The following is an 18,943-nucleotide window of genomic DNA, read 5'->3' as shown; positions in this document are numbered from 1 at the left end:
AGCTTGAAATTCCAGCATTTAGTGTGATTCCGATCGCTCGCCGAGGCCTTCGATCCAAAAATGTTAGCAAATGTTAGCCGCGCCGCAACGAACTACAAACGGGCGTATGAAACCCCCGGTTCAGCAGAGTATCCCAACCACACAGTGCGAACGGCTCGCCCTCGAATCGAACCCGGTGCAGTGAGCCGGAGCGGAGCGCGTCGTCTTGACTTCGGGCCGTGAGGACGGTGGGGGATCGCGTACAGGCTTGTGAGTTAAGGTCGATTAGTTTACACTCGTAACATCACTTACGTTTGCCGCCGGCAATACTCTCTCCCGCCCGGAGGCGTCGCCATGCCGCGTTTGCAAGCCCTACTCGAATGCGTCGGTCAATCGCTTTGCGAAAAGGGTCGCAAGGCGTTACAGGGCCTGTGGCCCTTCGCCGACGTGCTCCCCGATATCGCGCGGGCCGCGTTCGACTACGCGCACAAGAAACTACCCGGTACCGACCTGCGCACGGCCATCGCCGATTGCGCCGCGGTCGATCCGAACGAGTACGAACGGCGCCTGGGCGAACTCATCACCGAACTCGCGACCACGCACTCGGTCCCCAAAGCCGAACTCGCTGATTACCTCCGCGCGCTCCCGGTCGCGGTCCGGCAGAGCCTCCGCCGCCCCTCGGATTCCGACGGGCGCTCGGTGCCCGAGGGGTTCGAGCTCACCAAGCCGGAAGAGTTCGCGGGGTTCTTGCCGCCGCGAATTCCCCGATTCCGCCCGGGCGACAAGCCCGCCGGCCTCGACGACTGGACGCTCACCGAACTGCGCGGGCTGGGCCAGAACTCCGAGGTGTGGCGCGGCGAAGACCCGACCCAGAGCGACGCCCGGCCCGTCGCGCTCAAGTTCGTGATCGACGACGAATCGCGCGACCGCGTGAAAGCCAACACGGACCTGTTCACCGACGTGTTCGATCTGAACGACGTGTCCGGCGTGCTCCCGCTGCGCGGGGTGTACCTGGAAACGGACCCGCCGTGCCTCGAAGCGCCGTTCGTGAGCGGCTACGACCTCGCCGGGCTGATGTTCGAGTGGAAGTGGCGCTACGACAGCGCCAAGCCCGAAGCCGCACTGAAGTTAGTTCGGCGCCTCGCGGCGATCGTCGCCAAGGCGCAAGAAAAGGGCGTGATCCACCGCGACCTGAAACCGAGTAACGTGCTGCTGCACCCCACCGACGGCGGCAAGTTCACCATGTGGGTGAGCGACTTCGGTTGGGGGCAGATCGAGAGCGTGCGCGCGCTCGAGCTCGCGAAGGGCGGCCCGCGCGGGGAGCAACAGCGCCTGGCCCACCGCGGGGCCGCGACGAGCCTGTATGCGTGCCCGCAACAGGTGAAGAAAGAACCGCCGGCGCCGACCGACGACGTCCACGCGATCGGCGTCATCTGGTACCAGTTACTCAAGCGCGACCCCTCCGCCGCGGCACCGTTTGGCGCGGAATGGATCGAAGAGTTGCGCCCCGCCGGGTTCACCGATTCGCAGGCCCGCGTGCTCCAATCGTGCCTCAGTACGCGCGCCGACAAGCGCCCCAAGAGCGCCGCGGCGCTGGTCGAGGCGCTCGCCGGCGTGACCGTCGCCCCGCCCGACCCCGCCGGTCCGGACGGGTCCAAACTGATCTCACTGAAGGGCTCCGGCTCGTCCCTGCACGTGCCGATAGCGACCGCACGCGGGAGAGAGTACAAGGCCGAGGCCGCTGCGGGCGCCGCGGCCGCCATGCTCGTTGCGGCGGGCGGCGGGCCGCTCACGTCCGGCGGCCCCGGTACGTCCACCACCGGCGCCATCCGGTTGATGAAGAACTCCATCGGCATGACGTTCGTGCGCATACCGGCTGGCACCTTCCGGATGGGCGACGACACCTCCGGGCGCACCTACGAAGGCCCGGGGCACACGGTCAAGATCACGCGGCCGTTCTACATGTCCGTCGTGCCGGTCACGCAGGCGCAGTACGAAGCCGTGAAGGGGAAGAACCCGAGCAAGTTCAGCCGCTCGCGCGGGGGCGGGCTCGATCACCCGGTCGATCACCTCACCTGGGACCAGGCGTTCCGGTTCTGCGACAAGCTCGCGCGCATGACGGACGAAGAGGTCCACCGGCGCAGCTACCGGCTCCCGACCGAAGCGGAGTGGGAGTACGCCTGCCGCGCCGGGACCACCACCGACTTCGCGTGCGGCGACAAGCTCACGCCCAAGGACGCCCTGTTCATGACGTCGGGCCACAAGCAGTCCGGCAAAAGCTCGGGGCCGGTCGCGCAGTTCCCCGCGAACGCCTTCGGACTCCACGACATGCACGGGAACGTGCAGGAGTGGGTGAACGATTGGTTCGACGAGTATTACTACTTCGACAGCCCGCTCGAGGACCCGCCCGGGCCGAAGCGCGGGCAGATGCGGGTGATTCGCGGGGGCTGTTGGGGCCTGCCCGTGATCGAGTGCCGCAGCGCCGCCCGGCGCGGCCACGCCCCGGACTCGCCCTCCGAGACCATCGGGTTCCGCGTGATAATGGAAATCGGGTGACCCGGCGAACCCCCGCTCGCACGGGCGGCGGGTGCCCAATTAACCGAACTTCACCAACCTCACTTTGATGAGCAGGGTTCGCCTTGACGGTGCGCCCCCTCCCAACGTATGCACCGCCGCTCATTGCCTCCCGTACACACGGAGACACCGAATGAGCCGCGCCGCCGTTACGTTGATTGCCCTTATTGCCTTCACCCCAGTTGCCCGCGCACAAGTTACCCTCGGCGAAGCCCCGGCCGCGGGCGAGTGCTTCCGGTACAGCGTCGAACTCGACCTGACGGGCAAACTGATCGTCACACAAGAGGGCACGAAGGAACCGATCCGCCTCGACGCGAAGGCGCGGCACCTGTTCGCGGAACGAACGCTCACCACCGCCGACGGAATGCCGGCCCGGTCCGCGCGCTACTACGATAGCGCCGCGGCGTCCGCCGTCGTGAGCGGGGACAAAGCCGATCGCGCGCTCCCGACCGATCGCGCGCTGATCGTCGCGCACCGGAACTCCGACGGCACCTTCTGCTTCAGCCCGACCGGGCCGCTCACGCGCGACGAGCTCGACCTCGTCACGGAGCACTTCAACCCGCAGTGCATCCCCGGGTTGCTCCCCAACAAGGCCGTGAACGTCGGTGACTCGTGGACCGTGGCCCCCGCGGCGGTGCAGGCCGCGTGTTTGTTCGACGGCCTCATCAAGAACGGCCTCACCGGGAAGCTGACCGCCGCGGCGAACGGGCAAGCCACCTTCACCATTGAGGGAACGGCGGAGGGCATCGAGAACGGGGCGAAGGTCACGCTGACGATAACCGCGACCGGCACGTTTGACGCGACCGCGAAGCGCGTGACCGCGCTGACATGGAAGCAAAAAGACGACCGCGAACAGGGGCCGGTCGCGCCCGCGTCGCAGGTCGAGGTGACGGTCGCTCTCAAGCGCGCGGCCCTGGCCGAAGTGCCGAAGGAACTGACCGACGCGGCACTCGCGGCCGTGCCGAAGGGCGACGTGCCCGCGGCGCTGGCCCTGCTCCGGCACGCGGACCCGAAGAAGCGCTACGAACTCGTTTACCCCCGCGACTGGCACGTCACCGGTCAGACCGAACAGCACCTCATTCTGCGCCTGCTCGACAAGGGCGAGTTCATCGCGCAGGCCACTTTCATGGTGTGGAAGAAGGCGGACCCGGGCAAACACACTCCGGCCGACGAGTTCAAGAAGGCCGTGGGTAGTACGGCGGGTTGGGTCGCGTCGCGCGTGATCGAAGACGCCGAAACTTCGTCCCCGGACGGGCGCTGGATGTACCGCATCACGGCAGAAGGGAAGATGGAAGAGTTGCCCGTGGTTCAGAGCTTCAACTTGGTCGCCGGCCCGCAGGGGGACCAAGTGGCGGTCACCTTCGCCATGAAACCGGACAAGGCGAAGGCCGTCGGCGCGCGCGACCGCGAGCTCGTTAACGCGCTCGCGTTCCCGAAAAAGTGACTGCAGCGAATGTGCCGATTAATCGGGTGACCCGGGGTCCGCAAAAGCAAAAGGCGCTCCCCGAGCGCGGAATAATAAGAGCGATGACTGATAGTTTAAGCAGTTGTTGTTTGTCCGGTTCCAGAAAAACCCGGTTCGCGGCGCCCGACTCGCGATACCCGGCGCACCCGATATACCCGACCCTCTTCCGGTTTGTTAAGGTAGTAAATGTGTGTCGGCGGGCGTCGAATTGGGGCGTAACGGGGGAACTATGCGGATCGGGGTTGTCAGCGACACCCACGACCGCCAGGAGGCGGTCGCGGAAGCCGTTCGCCTCCTGTTAGAGCAGGAGGTCGAACTGGTCCTGCATTGCGGCGACATCGAGTCGCCGGACACGGTCCGCGTGTTCAAACCGATCCCGACGCACTTCGTGTTCGGCAACTGGGACAAGGACAAGGCGAAGCTGGCCGCCGCGATCAAGGACTCGGGCGGCACCCACTACGAGTCGTTCGGCGCGCTCACACTGGCCGAGAAGCGGATCGCCTGGGTCCACAGCCACGAGCGCCACCAGTTGCGCCAACTGGAGAACGCCGACTACTTCGACTACGTGTTCTACGGTCACACGCACGTGCGCGAGCAGCACCGCACCGGGCGCACGTTGGTCGCGAACCCCGGTGCGCTGTTCCGCGCGAACCCGAAGACGTGCATCGTGCTGGACCTCATCACCGGCGAAATCAAGCCCATCATCATTCCGGGTAAATTACCGGGCGCGGCGGTCCCGACGCCTCACGCCGCGACCGCCGCTCTCGACGACGGCACCGGTTCCATTGTCATGCCGCCCGGGGTGCTCCCGGACGCACCGTCCCCGCCGCCCGCTTCGAGTTGAGCGGGCCTTTTCTTTGCCCCCAGCGGACCAAATCAAAGCTACTCCAATCGGCGGCCCGTTCGGGAGGTCGCACGAATTGTGATTCAGCTATTCACTTGAAGTGCGAGCGCAGTAGGGCTCGAAGTGACTTGCGGACCGAATCATGATGAGGCGGTACAAGTGCGGGCGCGTGCAACAGAGGTTCGGCGATCTTGTATCGCCGAACCTCTGCGCAAGATCGATACTGCGGCGAGCGATTAGAACCGCGCGCCGCCGATCGTCGCGCCGCCCTGGAAGCCGGTGAACGCCGAGAACGTCGTCCCGATCGACGTGCCGACCGAGTCAAACGTCGTGACGTTGGCCTGTTGACCCAGGCCCGGCGTCACGCGGATGTCGAGCAGCCCGTCGCCGTTCGCGTCGGCCAGCGCCACGAACGCGCCACTCGTCACTCCGCTGCCGTAGGCGAAGAAGCTGCTGACCAGCGTATTGTTCAGCCCGCTGAATACGCGCACGTTGCCGCGCGTACCGGACCCGCTGCTCAGGACGATATCCGCGATACCGTCGCCGGTCACGTCGCCCGCGGCCACGTTCACGTCACCCGCATAGGGAGTGAACGCGAAGAAGCTGTTGGCAAAGTTCGGCAGCGTAGCCGAGGTGAACGCGGTCCCGTCGACGTTGAACACTTTCACGTGCCCGTTGATCGCGGCGGCGGTCACGATCTCGTCGATCCCGTCGTTGTTGAAATCCGCGGCCGACACGGTCACGTTGCCGAGGAAGCCCGGGTACGCGAGGAAGCTGCCGAGCAGCGAGCCGTCGAGCCCGCTGAACGCCTTCACATGCCCGTTCACCCCGTTGGCCGCCACAATGATATCGGCGTACCCGTCGCGGTTCACGTCGCCGGTGGCGACGTTCACCGTACCCGCAAATCCGGCGAACGCGAAGAAGCTTTGTACGAGGTTACCGGTCACCCCGTCGAACACCTTCACGTGCCCCTGCGGGGCGATCGCGCTCACGACCGCGTCCGGGATGCCGTCGCGGTTCACGTCGCCCGCGGTGACCCGCACGCCGCCCTGGAACCCGGCGAATGGGATGATCGTGGTCCGCACCGCGCCAGTCGTGGAGTCGAGGATGCGCACGTCGCCGTTGGCCCCGAGCCCGGAGCCGACCACCACCACACCGTCCGGCGCCGCGGCCAGGCTCGCGATCTGCGTCGTTCCGGTGCCGATCGCGCCCACGAGCGTCGCGGTTCCAGTGGTCAAATCGATACTGTACAGTCCGGTGATACCGCTCACCGTCAGGGCCGCGAACGCCGTTCCCAGGCCGTTGTTGAGTGTGCTTTCGAGAATATCGAAGCCGCCATTGGCCCCGGCGTCGAGCGTTACACCCAGGGCGCCGATATCGGTGACCACCCCGCCGTTGGGACTAATGGGCGTACCGTTGATGTCCCCTAACCGGGCAAGCGAACTGGTCGCGCGATTGATGAGGAACAGTGTCGTCGGCAGCGTGTTCGTGTCCCCCGCGTTGTTCTGGCGGTCGGTGTTGCGGTCGTAGGCCGCGCCAATAATGTCCGCGCCTACGGTCAGATCGGTGTCATCCCCCGCGAGTGTGCCGTTGACCGGGGTCAGGCGGACGTTCTCGTCGTTCACGTTCACGTAGCGGATGCGGTCCACGGTCGGATTGAAGTCGTACCCGGTCGCGACGTCCCCGGCGCCGGGCACCGCGGCGGCCGTCTGGCCCACAAGCGTCGCGGCCCCGGTCAGCGGGTTGATGCGGTAGGTGAAGATGATCGAGTTGTTGGCGCTCGCGTCGACGACCGAGCTGCCGTACAGTTGGCCGGTGCGCGGCCGGAAGTCGATTCCCACGAGTTGCTGGTTCGCCCCCAGCCCGGTCACAGTAACGGTTGTGGTCACGGTCGGGTTCGCGCTATCGAGCCGCAGCAGTGTGTTGGCCCCGGTCAATCCGTAAAGGATCGCGGGTACTTCACGGGCCTCCAACGCTTCGAGATTTAGGCACCGCTTGAATGCTTTTGGCGTGGGGCGACTCGGGGCCGTGCTTCGGCGCAGGCGGGAGAGAATACGCGTGAGCATTGGGAGGCACTCCGGAATCAGGGTGTCGGATCGTTGGATAGGGAGGGCGACGAACCGAATGTCGGGTATAGGCTGCGGGCGGGACGGCGTCAACGGTAACACCACCCCAATCGTTCCAATCTGCCCATTTATCCGACAGCCATTTTCCCCCAAACCGTCGCACTAATCTGCTGCGACGAGGGTAAACCAGAAGTTATCGTCGGGGTTTCAGACAAACGCCAGCGGACCGGGAACGCGGGTTCTCGTCCCCCGCGCACCGGTCCGCTGATAGTGCGCACGCGATTGCTTACGGGAGCCGGCGCTCGATGCGCCGGAGCTCGCGCGGGGTCAGCCCGTAGAACTTGTACGTTTCGGTGCGGTACGTCGGCGTGTAGAAGCTGGGATAGGTCGTGGTCGTGAACGTCGGGATCGTCTTGTACTGCTCGACGGTGATGCCGAGCGTCCCGACCTTCTTATCCAGATCCCACTTCGCGGCGTCCCAGGGCACGCTCACGAGCTTGTTGTTGTCGGTCGAGACGATCAGGTACTCGAGGTTCCCCGCGTCATCGAACACCAGGTCTTCCACGGTGCCGATCGCCGTGTTCCCGCCGATCAGGATCTTCGTGCCCATCACTTGCTTGGCGCGAAAGTGGTTGCCGACCGCGGGCGCCGCGGTAACGATCCGGGGCGGGTCCGCGGCGAGAACGGGCAACGCCCCAATCGTAAGGAGAAGGGCGGCGGAGGCCGCACGTAGGGTGTACTTCATCATGAGTGGATCTCCAATTAACGGGCGAAGGAATACCGAACCGCTCGTTGCGAGAACGGGCCGCGTTCAGTGCTGCTCTGCCTTTGCAATTCCGATGCCCCAGAAATGTTTCTCCCGCTCCTGAAAAGTGCTCTGGGCCACTCGGCGCTGTAACACACCGACCCGTCGGGCAAAGTTTGACGGAACCCTTCGGGAACGCAGTTCTTAGACACTTCCTCTGATCTTCGGATCGGCATTGCCCTCACCACCCATCGACGGTGCCGATGCGAGCGCCCCGCCGGGGACTATTTGCCCAGCCGGTGAAGTTCGCCGCGCCCGGCGAATTCAGGGCGGCGCAATGCGCGACTGACCTTCTTTTGTTGGGCGCGGAAGGGTATCAATCAAAAATCCACCGGCACCGCATCGATTTGTGGCCAGGACCATCGAACTTAACACTGGGAGAGTGGGGTCGAACCTTCTGTCACAATTCCGCGTCCGTCCGACGTTATTTCGGCGCGGGCGCTCCTAGAATGGTGACAGAGGGGCGACCGCTCCCCCCTCACTCACTCCGGGAGCCACCAATGAGCAACACGCCCAACCGCGCGAGTAACTCGGCGGGAAAGCCTCGTAAGAAAGAGGTCACCCTCGACCTCACGACCGCTCGTCAGATGCTTCCCCTCGTCCGGAGCATCGTGACGGACGTCCAGAACGCCCGCCGCGCGATCAACCGCCTCGTTCCCGAGCAAGAGCGCCTCGACCGGCAGCGCCGCGACCTCGTCTGGCAGGAGCGCCAGCGGCGCTACCAGGTGATCGACGAGATCGCCGCGGCCGAAAAAGCCTGGAACATCGCCGTCACCGAGCTGAACAGCTTGGGCGTCGCGCTCGTGGACGACGAGGCCGGGGAAGTGGACTTCCCAACAAAAGTGAACGGCCGCACCGCCGCGTTCTCCTGGCTCGTGGGCGAAGAGGCCCTCCGCCACTGGCACTACTCCGACGAAGAATCACGCCGGCCGATCCCGGCCGACTGGGATAAGGCCGGTTCCGTGACCGCAACTCGCTACCGCGGCAGCCAGCCGTAAGGTGCGAACCCGCGACGCAAAAAGCCGCGACCCGATGGTCGCGGCTTTTTGCGTTGTACCGGTCACTCCGGGCGCACATCTTCGCCAGTTTCGCGCGGTAGCGGTTGTACTTTTCAGGCCACCCGCGAAGAACTGACATTTTGTATTTTTTACCTCCAGTTGTTTGCACCGGCGCGGTGCGTGATCTATTACTTTGTTGTCCCCAAGTGCTGCTCTCAACCGGCAACGCGACGGGGGCAACCGACCCGCAGTTTTTGTGCGAGTTGGTGGCTCTTCAATGTGGGCTTTTACCGTTCCGAGGGGGGAACGGTTTAGGCTGCCAGGCTACCTAAGGGATGGACGGGACCCGTAAGTATGCTTGGTACGCGGGGCGAGCTTCGGCTCGCCCCGCGTTATTTTCGTTTCGTCACTTCTCTCGCGCCCGCGCCCGCATCAAACATCGAACGCCACGGTGGTAGCGTTCTGCTGCCCCGCCCGCTAAGGTGAGTAGGGAAGTCTCCGACCTCAAGGGGCCGAGAATGAGTACCGCTATTCCGCCCGCTGCGCCCGAACACGCGGAAGCCCCGCGGAAGATCGAGAACACCCCGGGCCGGCTCGGGACGTGGCCCGTGAACACGACCGTCGCGCGCGTCGGCCCACCCTGGAAGCGCCGGCTGTCGCGGGCCGCGCTCCTCGTGCCGAAGGTGCGGTACTTCGAGAAACTCCACGCCGACGTGACCGATGCGCAGCTCGTCGAACTGAGCATGGGGCTGCGGGGCAAGGCGCGCGGGAAGTGGGATCTCGACAAGCTCTTACCGGAAGCGTTCGCGCTCGCGTCGCTCGCGATCCAGCGCACGCTCAACATTCGCCCGTTCGACGTGCAACTCGCGGCCGGCGCGGTAATGCACGTCGGCGGCCTGGTCGAACTCGCGACCGGCGAGGGGAAGACCGTGTCCGCCAGCGCGCCGGCGTACCTCAACGCGCTCTCCGGCAAGGGCGTCCACGTCACCACGGTCAACGACTACCTCGCCAAGCGCGACGCGGAGTGGATCGGCCCGGTGTACCAGAAGCTCGGGATGACGGTCGGCGTGCTCCAACAGAAGATGGACGAGGGCGACCGCATCACCGCGTACAAGGCCGACGTTACTTATGGCACCGCGGCCGAGTTCGGGTTCGACTTCCTCCGCGACCGGCTGAAGCTGCGCGGCGGCCAAGCCACGGCCGCGCCGTTCTGGGCCGCGTGGACCGGGGGCGGCGGCGGGCGCCTGGACCCGCGCGTGCAGCGCGGGCTGCACTACGCCATCGTGGACGAGGCCGACAGCATCTTCGTGGACGAAGCGAAGACGCCCCTCATCATCGCGAACCCCACTCGATTGGCTGACCCGGAAGAGCAAGTGGTGTTCAAGTGGGCCGACGAACTCGCGCGCAGCATGAAGCGCGACGAACACTTCCACATGAACGCGAAGAAGGACAAGATCGAGCTGACCGACGCCGGCAAGCACCTCGTCCGGTACTCCAACCCGCCGACCGGTAAGCACGCGAAGGCGATGGACAAGTTGCTCGAGGCCGTCGAGCGCGGGCTGCACGCCTACTACCGCTTCGCCCGCGACCAGCACTACATGGTGAACAGCGAAAACAAGATCGTCATCATCGACGAGGGCACTGGGCGCCCGATGCCCGACCGCCACTGGCGCGACGGGCTGCACCAAGCGGTCGAGGCGAAGGAGAAGGTCGCGATCAACATGCCGAGTTCGCACGCGGCGCAGGTCACGTTCCAAAACTTCTACCGTCTGTACGAGAAGCTCGCGGGGATGTCCGGTACGCTGCTCCCGAACTTCTGGGAGATGCGGAAAGTGTACCGGCGCTGGACGACGAAGGTGCCGACGAACAAGCCGAACCTGCGCAACGTGCTACCCGATTCCGTGTACCCCACCGAGGACGCGAAGTTTGATGCGGTGGTGCAGAAGACGCAGGAGATGCTCGCGTCCGGGCGCCCGGTGCTGATCGGTACGCGGACCGTGGAGGCGTCGAAGAAACTGAGCGCGAAGTTGACCGCCGCAGCCGTACCGCACCAGGTGCTGAACGCCGAGCAGAACGAGCACGAAGCGGACGTGGTCGCGGGCGCCGGGCAGCCGGGCATGGTGACGGTCGCGACGAACATGGCCGGGCGCGGGACTGACATCAAGTTGGGGCCGGGGGTGGCCGCAAACGGCGGCCTGCACGTGATCGGCACGGAGCGCCACGAGGCCGAGCGCATCGACCGGCAGCTCATCGGGCGCGCCGGGCGCCAGGGCGACCCCGGTAGCTCGCAGTTCATGCTCGCACTGGAAGATCAGCTGCTCGAAGGGCTGGGCGGCGCGAAGCAGAAGGAACTGGAAGCGCTGGGCAAGGCCGGCGGGAGCCGCGACTGGAACTCGTTCGCGCCTCTGTTCCGCCTGGCGCAGCGCCGCATCGAAGCACGGCACTACCGCCAGCGCCTCGACCTGATGAACTACGACAAACAGCGCCAGGAGATGCTCCAGGACTTGGGCGCGGATGCGTATGTGGATTAGCGCGTTTTTCTGATCGGCGGCACAGGCACTCGGGCCTGTGCCGCGAAGACAGAGCAGGAAACACCCGAGCCGGGCCACGGAGCGCTCCGCAACCCGCGCGCATCACACCCCCACCTTCACCTTTTCACGCTTCCCGGTGCTAATCGCGGCGCAAGCCTTGCGCAACCGGCGGATGCCTTCGGGGATCTGCTCCTCAGTCGCCACACCGAAGCACAAGCGGCACTCGTTGTTCGGCACGGATTCCTCCCCATCGAACACGTGACCGAACTCGCCCGGCACGTACAGTACGCCCGTTTCGAGCGCCGCTTGAACGAGCGGACCGTTCGGGCCGGTATCGATGCCATCAAACGTGAGCCACACGTAGAACCCGCCCGCCGGAACGGTCCACCGCGCGGCCGGGAAGTCGCTGAACTCCGATTCCAGCGCCTGAACCATCAGGTCGCGCTTCTTGCGGTACACGTTGCGGAGGTGCTCTGCGTGCTTGGCGTAGGCGCCGGACGCGATCAACCGCGACGCGATGTGCTGCGACAGGTTCGCGGAGCCGAAGTCGTGGCTGCCCTTCAGGTGAAGGAGCGGGGCCATCAGGTCGGGCGGCATGAGAGCGTAACCGGTCTTCAGCCCGGGCGCGCACGGCTTCGAGAACGTGCTCGTGTACACCACGAACTCGTTCGTCGGGTCGAACCGCTTCACGCTGGGCAGATCGGCGCCGGTGAAGCGCAACTCGCGATAGGCCGCGTCTTCGAGAACGATGATCCGGTGGTCCGTGCTGTACCGGCGGGCCAGTTCCACCAGCTTCGCGCGGCGATCCACCGCGAGCGTCAGCCCGGTCGGGTTCTGGAAGTAATCGACGGTGTAGATCACCTTCACGCGGGCCAACTCACCGGACCGGCGGAGCCGCTCGAGCAGCGCCTCCAGCGCGTCCATCTTCATGCCGTGTTCGTCCAGCGGCACCGTCAGCACCTTCGCGCCGTGCGACTGGAGCAGGCTGTGGAACACGAAGTACGACGGGGCTTCCGTGATGACGATGTCGCCCGGATCGAACAGCGCCTCGCCGAGCAGGTAGAGCAGTTGTTGCGAGCCGGTCGTGATGCACACGTCGTTGACGGTGAGGCTCACATCGGAGGGCCGCACGCCGTCCGCGTCGCACACCAGTTGGAGAACCTGTTCGCGCAACTCCGGTAGGCCCTGGGTGGAACCGTACTGCAGCGTGGCGCGGCCCGCGAGCGGGTCGGCGACGATCTGCGCGACCGCGGCGCCCACTTCGTCCACCGGCAGCGAGCCCTCGTCCACGAGCCCGGCCGCGAACGAGATCAGGCCCGGCGTTTCGAGCGCCTTCTGGATGAAGTAACTGATGGGCGAATCGGTGGTGCGGCGGGACTTGCCCGACCGCGACAGGGGCGCCGGCGGCATGCGATGCTCCTTGGATAAGCAAAAAGCCCCGGAGTTTGACTCCGGGGCCGACGAGTGTTTCAGAACACGGTCGAACCCGGAGTCATGTGACTACGGCAACGGCGAAAATAGCGGCAAGCGCGAGCGCGCCGGCAGCCGCGTAAGCGGTGCGTGCCAGCCGAACTCGCGCCAGAACCGTCATTTCGTATCAGTGCCTTGTGCCCGGTTTTCTCGACGGAAGTTTACTACCGCGCGAATGGGGTTTCGACAAGCAAAAAAGTTAGTGTGCCCTCACCCTTCGTTCTCGATGTCGTCCGTTTTTGCGGGCAGCTCGAACGGTGGGAGCGGGTCGAGCCCCAAATGCACCCGCGCTGCGCCCACGAGGTTCATGAGGTGCGTTCGCGTGGGGAGGTGCGCGCTGAGGATGTCCGGAGGCACCACCACCGCGGCCGACGCACCCACACCGATCGACCGACGGAAGTCCGGTTTCTTGTTTTTCATCGGCACCCCTTTGGAGTGCGACGTGTAACTCCCCCACGCGCCCTCGATCCACGTCGCGAACACGGGCGTGCTCGGGCGCGCCTTGAGCACTTGCCACACCCCTTGCCCGAACCGGCGCAGGGGGCGGTCTTCCGACCGGCGCAAATAGCCCTCCGGGAAGATCACCACGCACTCCCCGCGGTCCAGCGCCGCGATCGCTTCGAGGAGTTCGGGTGCGTCCTTTTTGAGCGCCTTCTCCGGCACGCGGATGATGCCGAACGCGACCATCAGGCGCCGGATGAGTGGCAGGTCGTAGAACTTGGCGGTCATCATCGGCGTGAGCGGCCGGGGGAGCACCTTCGCCAAGAAAACGGGATCGAGCCAACAGGCGTGATTAGCGATCACGAGACACGGCCCGGTTCGCGGAAAGTCCGTGAAGCCGGGGCCGGCGCGCCGAACGCGGTACATCAACCACAAAACGGGTTCCACCACCAGCTCGAACAGCGGGCGGAAGAGCCGCGCCCACGACCAACCGACGAGCGCAACGGACGCGATCAGAACGAGCCCCTGCGGTGCCGCGAACGGGCGCCCGCGCGTCACGCACGCCCACGCGATCCCGAACCCCACGAGGGTCGCGCCGAATAGCGCGGCCGTTTCCGGCCACGGCTCCTGTCCCCGGCGCCCGCGCGCGAGCGCACCGACGATGAGCCCGAGTGGGGCGCCGTGTGCCCAGCCGGGCCACTCGCCCCAGTACACGCCGTGCCCGACCGCGGCGAGCCACGCGACCGCGGCCAGCGGCACCAGCCCCAGCGCCCGGTACGGCGCCCAGTAGAGGAACGGCAAAAGCGCGAAACCCACCATCGACCCGACCAGCCACAGCACGTTCCCCCGGCGCGCGTCCGCGGGGGAATCGATCACGAGGATCGCGAGCGCGGGCACCGAAAGGCACACGATTGCGGCCGCGCCGAGCGCGCTGTGCCGGTCGCGGCGGACTTGTGGCGATTCGGATTCGGGCATGGCGGCTCCGCGAATGGGTGCGGGCCATGTATATCGCGGGACTGGAATCCTTGCCACAGCCGGACGGCCCGCTATAGTAAAAAAGTCATAAAGCCTAAACGTCGTAAGCCATAAAATCGAAGATCAGTACCTTAAGTGTCTTCGGCTCTGTCGCTTGCGACTCGACGACTTGAGACTTGGAAGCTTCGCGTTCGCCTCGGACTACCGGGGTAATGTCACGGGATCACGGTCATGGCCAAGACGTGCGTTTTCACCGGTAAAAAGGCGGTTTTTGGGAACCGCAAGAAGTACCGCGGTAAGGCGAAGTACCTCGGCGGCGTCGGTAAGAAGATCCTCGGCACCAGCCGGCGGAAGTTCAAACCGAACCTCCAGAAAATGCGCTGCGTCGTGGACGGCGTGGTGAAGAAGGTGTGGGTGTCCGCCTCCGCGATCCGCAGCGGACTGGTGGTGAAGCCCGTGAAAGTGAAGCCGTTCGAGAAGGTCAACGTGTAGTCGGCCGGCTCGGAGTAAATAAAAGCGAAGGCCGCACGCAATCCGCGTGCGGCCTTCGCGCGTTTCGTTCGGCGGTTACTTCTTCAGCTTGTACTCGCCTTCGAGGACATCCTTGGCATCGTCCGCGCCCTTCAATTCGGAGAGCGTCGCGGTACCGTCTTTAGCAACCCACTTGAAGCTGATCTTGTCGCCCTTCTTCGGCTTGCTGGGGAACGTGCCCTTCTCCTCCACGTCGGTGAACTCGGCCGTCAGCACGTCTTTCTCCTTCGTCAATTTGGCCTTCACGACGACGCCGTTGTCGCCACTGGTCACGTTGAAGGTCGCGGTGTCCTTGCCGAACTCGAACTTGAGATCGATGCCGTTGACTTCGCGGAGCCACGTGGTCACGGCCTTGGGGTCTTCTTTCTTGTCTTCGGCGCCGGCGCTGAACGCGACGAGGGCCAGGGCGCAACCGGCCACCAGAAGTCGGAACATGGAGAACTCCTCTGAGACGGTGATGTGTGACGACTCGTGCCGTCGTCGCCAGAGTAGAGGAAGAGCCCGCGCCCGCCCACCGGTTCACGAGAAACACACGATTAGCTGGCGGGGCCAGCGGGTTGTGTGTCGTCGACCTCAATAATCGCGTTCTGGAACCACCGCGCAACCCCCTTCTCGGCGGCCTTCTCTTCGAGATGGCGCAGGACCACGTCGTAGGACTCGCTCCCGTTGGCAGCCTGCCCCAACTCCAGAGCGGTCGTGTGAAACAAGTCGGCGAGGTGAAAAACGGCTTTGTTTCCCGTCTGCCGGCCCTGCTCGCGGATCTCAATGAGCGCGCGGTACAAGAGCCGGTGAAGGATCTCGGCGGCGGATTTCGTTGTGGTCATCGGGTCAATCCAGATCGGGAAACATGGAAAGATCGGGCGTGTAGGGGAGCACCGGGACGAGTGTGCTCGGGGAAACGGTACTATTCGGATCTCCCGCGCGTCGAAGGAGTTCGCGGGCGCGCCCGTTACCGTCCACGAGCGCTCCGGTTTTAGTATTCTCCGTCAGGTAGTCAGCGTTTTTCGGGTTCTGAACACTTTCGAGCAGTTCGTCGTCCGAGAGCTATTGGAGGCCGGGTCGGGGTTTCGCGCGTGCAGATCCTTGAAGCGGCTTCAAATCTTTGACGGGAACGTACCGCATGGGCGATCCGATTTACGGGTCGTAAAGGCAGTGACTTCAAGATACTCCGTTCAAACAAAAAGCGGAAGCCCGGGGTTTCTCCGGTTCTCCGGTTGAGCTTCCGCACGGGGGCGCGGCGGGGTATATGACCGGCCCGTGTTCCGTAAACGGAAGGAGCCGTTCGTGGTACCGAGGCCCAATCGCAGGTGCGTGCTCGCGAGCGTCATGCTGGTCGTTATCGGGGCGGGGTTCGCCCTGGTGCCCGTTTACGGGGAGACGATCCACCGGTTCGGTTTCGGGAACAAGAACACCGCTCTCGTCCGCGGCGACGCGAACGTGAAGGTCGAGGAAAAAGAACACGACATCGACGACAACTCGTGCCACAGCCGGCCGACCAGCGAGCACCTCAAACTCTCGTCCGACCTCGCGACCGGCGACGCCGCGTTCATTCACTACCACTACGACACGCCCCAGGCCCCGGTTACGGCCGCGCTCTCGGCCGGCGTGTGGGTGAAGGCGACGAAGACCGGCATTCAGCTCCGGGCGCGGGTCGTGTTCCCGAAAGAGACGGACCCGGCGCACCCGGAATCGCCCCTCACCGCGCTCATCGTCGGCGACACGTACACCGATAGGGGCCAGTGGCAGAAGCTCACGCTGACCGAAATTCCCGGGCTCATCGGCAAGCACCTACCGGTACTCCAGACCAAGATCGGGCGCGCGGTGAACAGCACCGGCGCGTACATCGACCGGCTCGTGCTGAACCTCTACACCGGCCCCGGTACCGCGGACATCTGGATCGACGACCTCGACATCGGCCCGGTGAAGGCGCCCGACGCCGCGGGCGGCGTGCCCGGTACGACGACGGGGCGCTCGAAACCGGGCGCCCCCTCGGGCGGCGCGCGCGGGCGCATCTCCCGGCAAGACGGCGGACAACTGTTTGTGGACGGGAAACCGTTCTTCTTCCGGGCCGTGCGCCACACGGGCGCGCCGCTCCACGTGCTGCGCCAGGCCGGGTTCGACGCACTCTGGGTTCCCGCGGACGTGTCCGCCAGTGTGCTGGAAGAAGCGAACCGCGAGGGCTGGATGGTGGTGCCGTCGGCCCCGGTCGCGCTGCCCGCGTCGGTGACCGACAAGAGCGAAGCGGAGGTCGCCGCGCTCGACGGCTACTTCCGCAAGTTCTCCGGTTCGGACGTGCTGTTTTGGGACCTCGGCGGCGGGCGCGTTAAGGAACAAACCGCCGCGGTCAAGCGCACCCAGGACTATATCCGCAAGTTCGACGGGAAGCGCCCGTTCAGCGCCGACGTGTGGGACGGGTTCCAGGGCTACTCGACGTTCCTCGGCGCCATCGGGGCGCACCGCTGGCCCCTGTTCACCAGTCTCGAACTCTCCGGGTACCGCGACTGGATCGCCCAGCGCATGGCCCTCAGTTCCGACCGCGCCGTGTTCTGGACGTGGGTGCAGAACCACGCGCCGGACTGGTACGTCGAGAACGTGGCCCGGGCGAAGAACGGGGACCAGTTCGCGGACCCGATCGGCCCGCACCCGGAACAGGTGCGGTTGCTCGCCTACATTAGCGTCGCGTGCGGGTGCCGCGGGCTGGGGTTCTGGTCCGATCAGTTCCTCGCGGACAGCCACTTCGGGCGCGACCGGCTCCAGGGTATGGCGATCCTCAATTCCGAACTGGAGATGCTCGCGCCCGTGCTGCTCGCGCCCCGAGGCGCGCAGAGTATTCAATGGCTGGACACGGACCACCCCGATGTAAAAGCCGCGCTGATCCGCGGCAGTCGCGGGACACTGCTGCTCCCCCTCTGGCTCGGAAAGGGCAGCCAATACGTGCCGGACCAGGGCGCGGTCGGGTCGATTAAAGTGACCGTTCCGCTCGTGGCCGACGGCGCGGACCCGTGGCGCATCTCCCCGGCTGGAGTGGAGTGCTTGCGAAACAGCGCCGTCAAGCGAACTGGCGGCACGGAACTCACGATCACCGAGTTCGACCTCGTTGCCCCCATCGTATTCACTAACGAGTTGCAGCAGGACGGGTTGGTCGCCCAGTGGCAGGACTATAACCGCAAGTACGGGCGGAGCGCGGCGCGGTGGGCAATGGACCTCGCGGCCGAGGAGTACGAGAAGACCTACACGGTTCACGCGCGCCTCGCCCAAATGGGCGTGCAGGTGCGCGGCGCGGACGGGCTGTTCAAGCAGGCCGTGCAGTTCCACGAGGACGCCCGGCGCGACTTCGCCGCGGGCCTCTACGATAAGGCGTTCACCGACGCGCAACGGGCGCTACGCCCCCTGCGTTTTATCATGCGGGACCACTGGAACCAGGCCGTCGCGACCCTCGACACGCCGAGCGCCAGTCCGTTCGCGGTGAGCTACTTCAGCCTGCCGAAGCACTGGGAACTGTTCCGCGAGATCCAGGCGTGCCAGCCCGCGACCACGGTGCTACCGGGCGGGTCGTTCGAGCCGGGGAACACCGACATCCCCGCCGACGGGTTCCCGGTCACCGCGGTCCCGGGATGGGTCGCGCGGTTCGGTACGATCGATCGCGTAAAAGTGGCCGCGGGCGTGGTCTCGGCGGCCAAGCTCGCGGACAAGATCGAGCCGAAAAAGCCGGTCTACGAGGGGCCGAGAATGTTCCTCCCGAGCCGCCCGATCGCGCGGGCCGAGGACGGCTACGTCCCTCCGGCCCCGGAGCTCGGCCGCGGGGTGCTGAAACTCGAGGTCCAGCGCAGCGCGGACGTCGCGGGTGACGGGAAACCGGCGGAAGGGCTCGCCCGCCCGCTCGAGCGCACGTTCCTCGCGGTGGAGAGCCCGCCGGTGAAACTGCCGCCGGGCACGCTGGTCCGCGTGAGCGGCTGGATCAAGACCCCCGAGGACATCAAGTTGACCGCCGACGGTGTGCTGTTCTACGACGACGTGTGTGGCGAACCGCTCGCGGTCCGGCTCACAGGCACGAAGGGGAAGTGGAAGCAGTTTCACTTGTACCGCCGCGTGCCGCAATCGGGCCAGATCTCGCTGACGATGGCGCTCACCGGTGAGGGGGTCGCGTACTTCGACGATGTACGCATCGAGCCGCTCGTCCCGGTCGCGCAAGGGGCGGGCTTCGCTGCCCGCCCGCCGCAATCGGCCGTGCAACCGGCCGGCGGCATTCGCCAACGATAAGATT

Annotated in this window: 13 protein-coding genes; 7 read left to right on the top strand and 6 right to left on the bottom strand. The window is 65.6% G+C overall.

The genetic code is table 11. The annotated features are described in order from the left end of the window. Positions 1-333 precede the first annotated feature (333 nt). The 3 genes from J8F10_RS30720 (at position 334) to J8F10_RS30710 (ending at position 4,862) form a co-directional block, all read left to right on the top strand. Entirely contained in the window at positions 334-2,535 is a 2,202-nt protein-coding gene (locus tag J8F10_RS30720) for an SUMF1/EgtB/PvdO family nonheme iron enzyme (protein WP_210660364.1), read from the top strand. A gap of 151 nt (positions 2,536-2,686) precedes the next feature. Further along, positions 2,687-3,997 carry a hypothetical protein gene (locus tag J8F10_RS30715; protein ID WP_210660363.1) on the top strand — a complete coding sequence of 437 codons (1,311 nt, stop codon included), beginning with the start codon at positions 2,687-2,689 and terminating at the stop codon, positions 3,995-3,997. A gap of 250 nt (positions 3,998-4,247) precedes the next feature. Next, positions 4,248-4,862: a metallophosphoesterase family protein gene (locus tag J8F10_RS30710; protein WP_210660362.1), complete on the top strand. Its 615-nt coding sequence runs from the start codon at positions 4,248-4,250 to the stop codon at positions 4,860-4,862. A 236-nt stretch (positions 4,863-5,098) separates the two neighbouring features. Here J8F10_RS30710 and J8F10_RS30705 read toward each other — a convergent pair whose 3' ends face one another. Together J8F10_RS30705 and J8F10_RS30700 are read right to left on the bottom strand one after the other, a co-directional pair. Continuing rightward, the gene (locus tag J8F10_RS30705) at positions 5,099-6,928 is read right to left on the bottom strand and encodes a DUF4394 domain-containing protein (RefSeq protein ID WP_210660361.1); all 1,830 of its coding nucleotides are present in this window, start codon (positions 6,926-6,928) and stop codon (positions 5,099-5,101) included. A gap of 286 nt (positions 6,929-7,214) precedes the next feature. Further along, positions 7,215-7,676 (bottom strand): PRC-barrel domain-containing protein, encoded by a 462-nt coding sequence (locus J8F10_RS30700; RefSeq protein WP_210660359.1) that lies wholly within the window; start codon positions 7,674-7,676, stop codon positions 7,215-7,217. Positions 7,677-8,233: 557 nt separating this feature from the next. On the opposite strand from J8F10_RS30700, the gene J8F10_RS30695 reads away from it, so the two are divergent. Together J8F10_RS30695 and J8F10_RS30690 are read left to right on the top strand one after the other, a co-directional pair. After that, positions 8,234-8,731, top strand: a complete 498-nt coding sequence (locus tag J8F10_RS30695) for a DUF2203 domain-containing protein (protein ID WP_210660357.1) — start codon at positions 8,234-8,236, stop codon at positions 8,729-8,731. Between the two features lie 518 nt (positions 8,732-9,249). Next, positions 9,250-11,262, top strand: coding sequence for a preprotein translocase subunit SecA (locus J8F10_RS30690; protein ID WP_210660356.1), 2,013 nt, complete (start codon positions 9,250-9,252; stop codon positions 11,260-11,262). A 102-nt stretch (positions 11,263-11,364) separates the two neighbouring features. On the opposite strand, the gene J8F10_RS30685 is transcribed toward J8F10_RS30690, so the two are convergent. Both J8F10_RS30685 and J8F10_RS30680 read right to left on the bottom strand, forming a co-directional pair. Then, positions 11,365-12,672 carry an aminotransferase-like domain-containing protein gene (locus tag J8F10_RS30685; RefSeq protein WP_210660355.1) on the bottom strand — a complete coding sequence of 436 codons (1,308 nt, stop codon included), beginning with the start codon at positions 12,670-12,672 and terminating at the stop codon, positions 11,365-11,367. A 270-nt stretch (positions 12,673-12,942) separates the two neighbouring features. Beyond that, positions 12,943-14,148, bottom strand: a complete 1,206-nt coding sequence (locus J8F10_RS30680) for a lysophospholipid acyltransferase family protein (protein ID WP_210660354.1) — start codon at positions 14,146-14,148, stop codon at positions 12,943-12,945. A gap of 231 nt (positions 14,149-14,379) precedes the next feature. Here J8F10_RS30680 and rpmB point away from each other — a divergent pair, with 231 nt between their 5' ends. Beyond that, the gene (gene rpmB, locus J8F10_RS30675; protein ID WP_052553624.1) at positions 14,380-14,640 is read left to right on the top strand and encodes a 50S ribosomal protein L28; all 261 of its coding nucleotides are present in this window, start codon (positions 14,380-14,382) and stop codon (positions 14,638-14,640) included. Positions 14,641-14,715: 75 nt separating this feature from the next. On the opposite strand, the gene J8F10_RS30670 is transcribed toward rpmB, so the two are convergent. Further along, the gene (locus J8F10_RS30670) at positions 14,716-15,114 is read right to left on the bottom strand and encodes a hypothetical protein (RefSeq protein WP_210660353.1); all 399 of its coding nucleotides are present in this window, start codon (positions 15,112-15,114) and stop codon (positions 14,716-14,718) included. 101 nt (positions 15,115-15,215) lie between these two features. After that, on the bottom strand, positions 15,216-15,503 hold the full coding sequence (locus tag J8F10_RS30665) for a hypothetical protein (protein WP_210660352.1): 288 nt from the start codon (positions 15,501-15,503) through the stop codon (positions 15,216-15,218). 433 nt (positions 15,504-15,936) lie between these two features. On the opposite strand from J8F10_RS30665, the gene J8F10_RS30660 reads away from it, so the two are divergent. Further along, on the top strand, positions 15,937-18,939 hold the full coding sequence (locus tag J8F10_RS30660; protein WP_210660351.1) for a hypothetical protein: 3,003 nt from the start codon (positions 15,937-15,939) through the stop codon (positions 18,937-18,939). Positions 18,940-18,943 lie beyond the last annotated feature (4 nt).

The organism is Gemmata palustris (assembly GCF_017939745.1).
In the GTDB taxonomy this organism is placed as follows: domain Bacteria; phylum Planctomycetota; class Planctomycetia; order Gemmatales; family Gemmataceae; genus Gemmata; species Gemmata palustris.
Note: the sequence above shows the minus strand (reverse complement) of the source record. Positions and strands in the feature narration are given on the sequence as shown.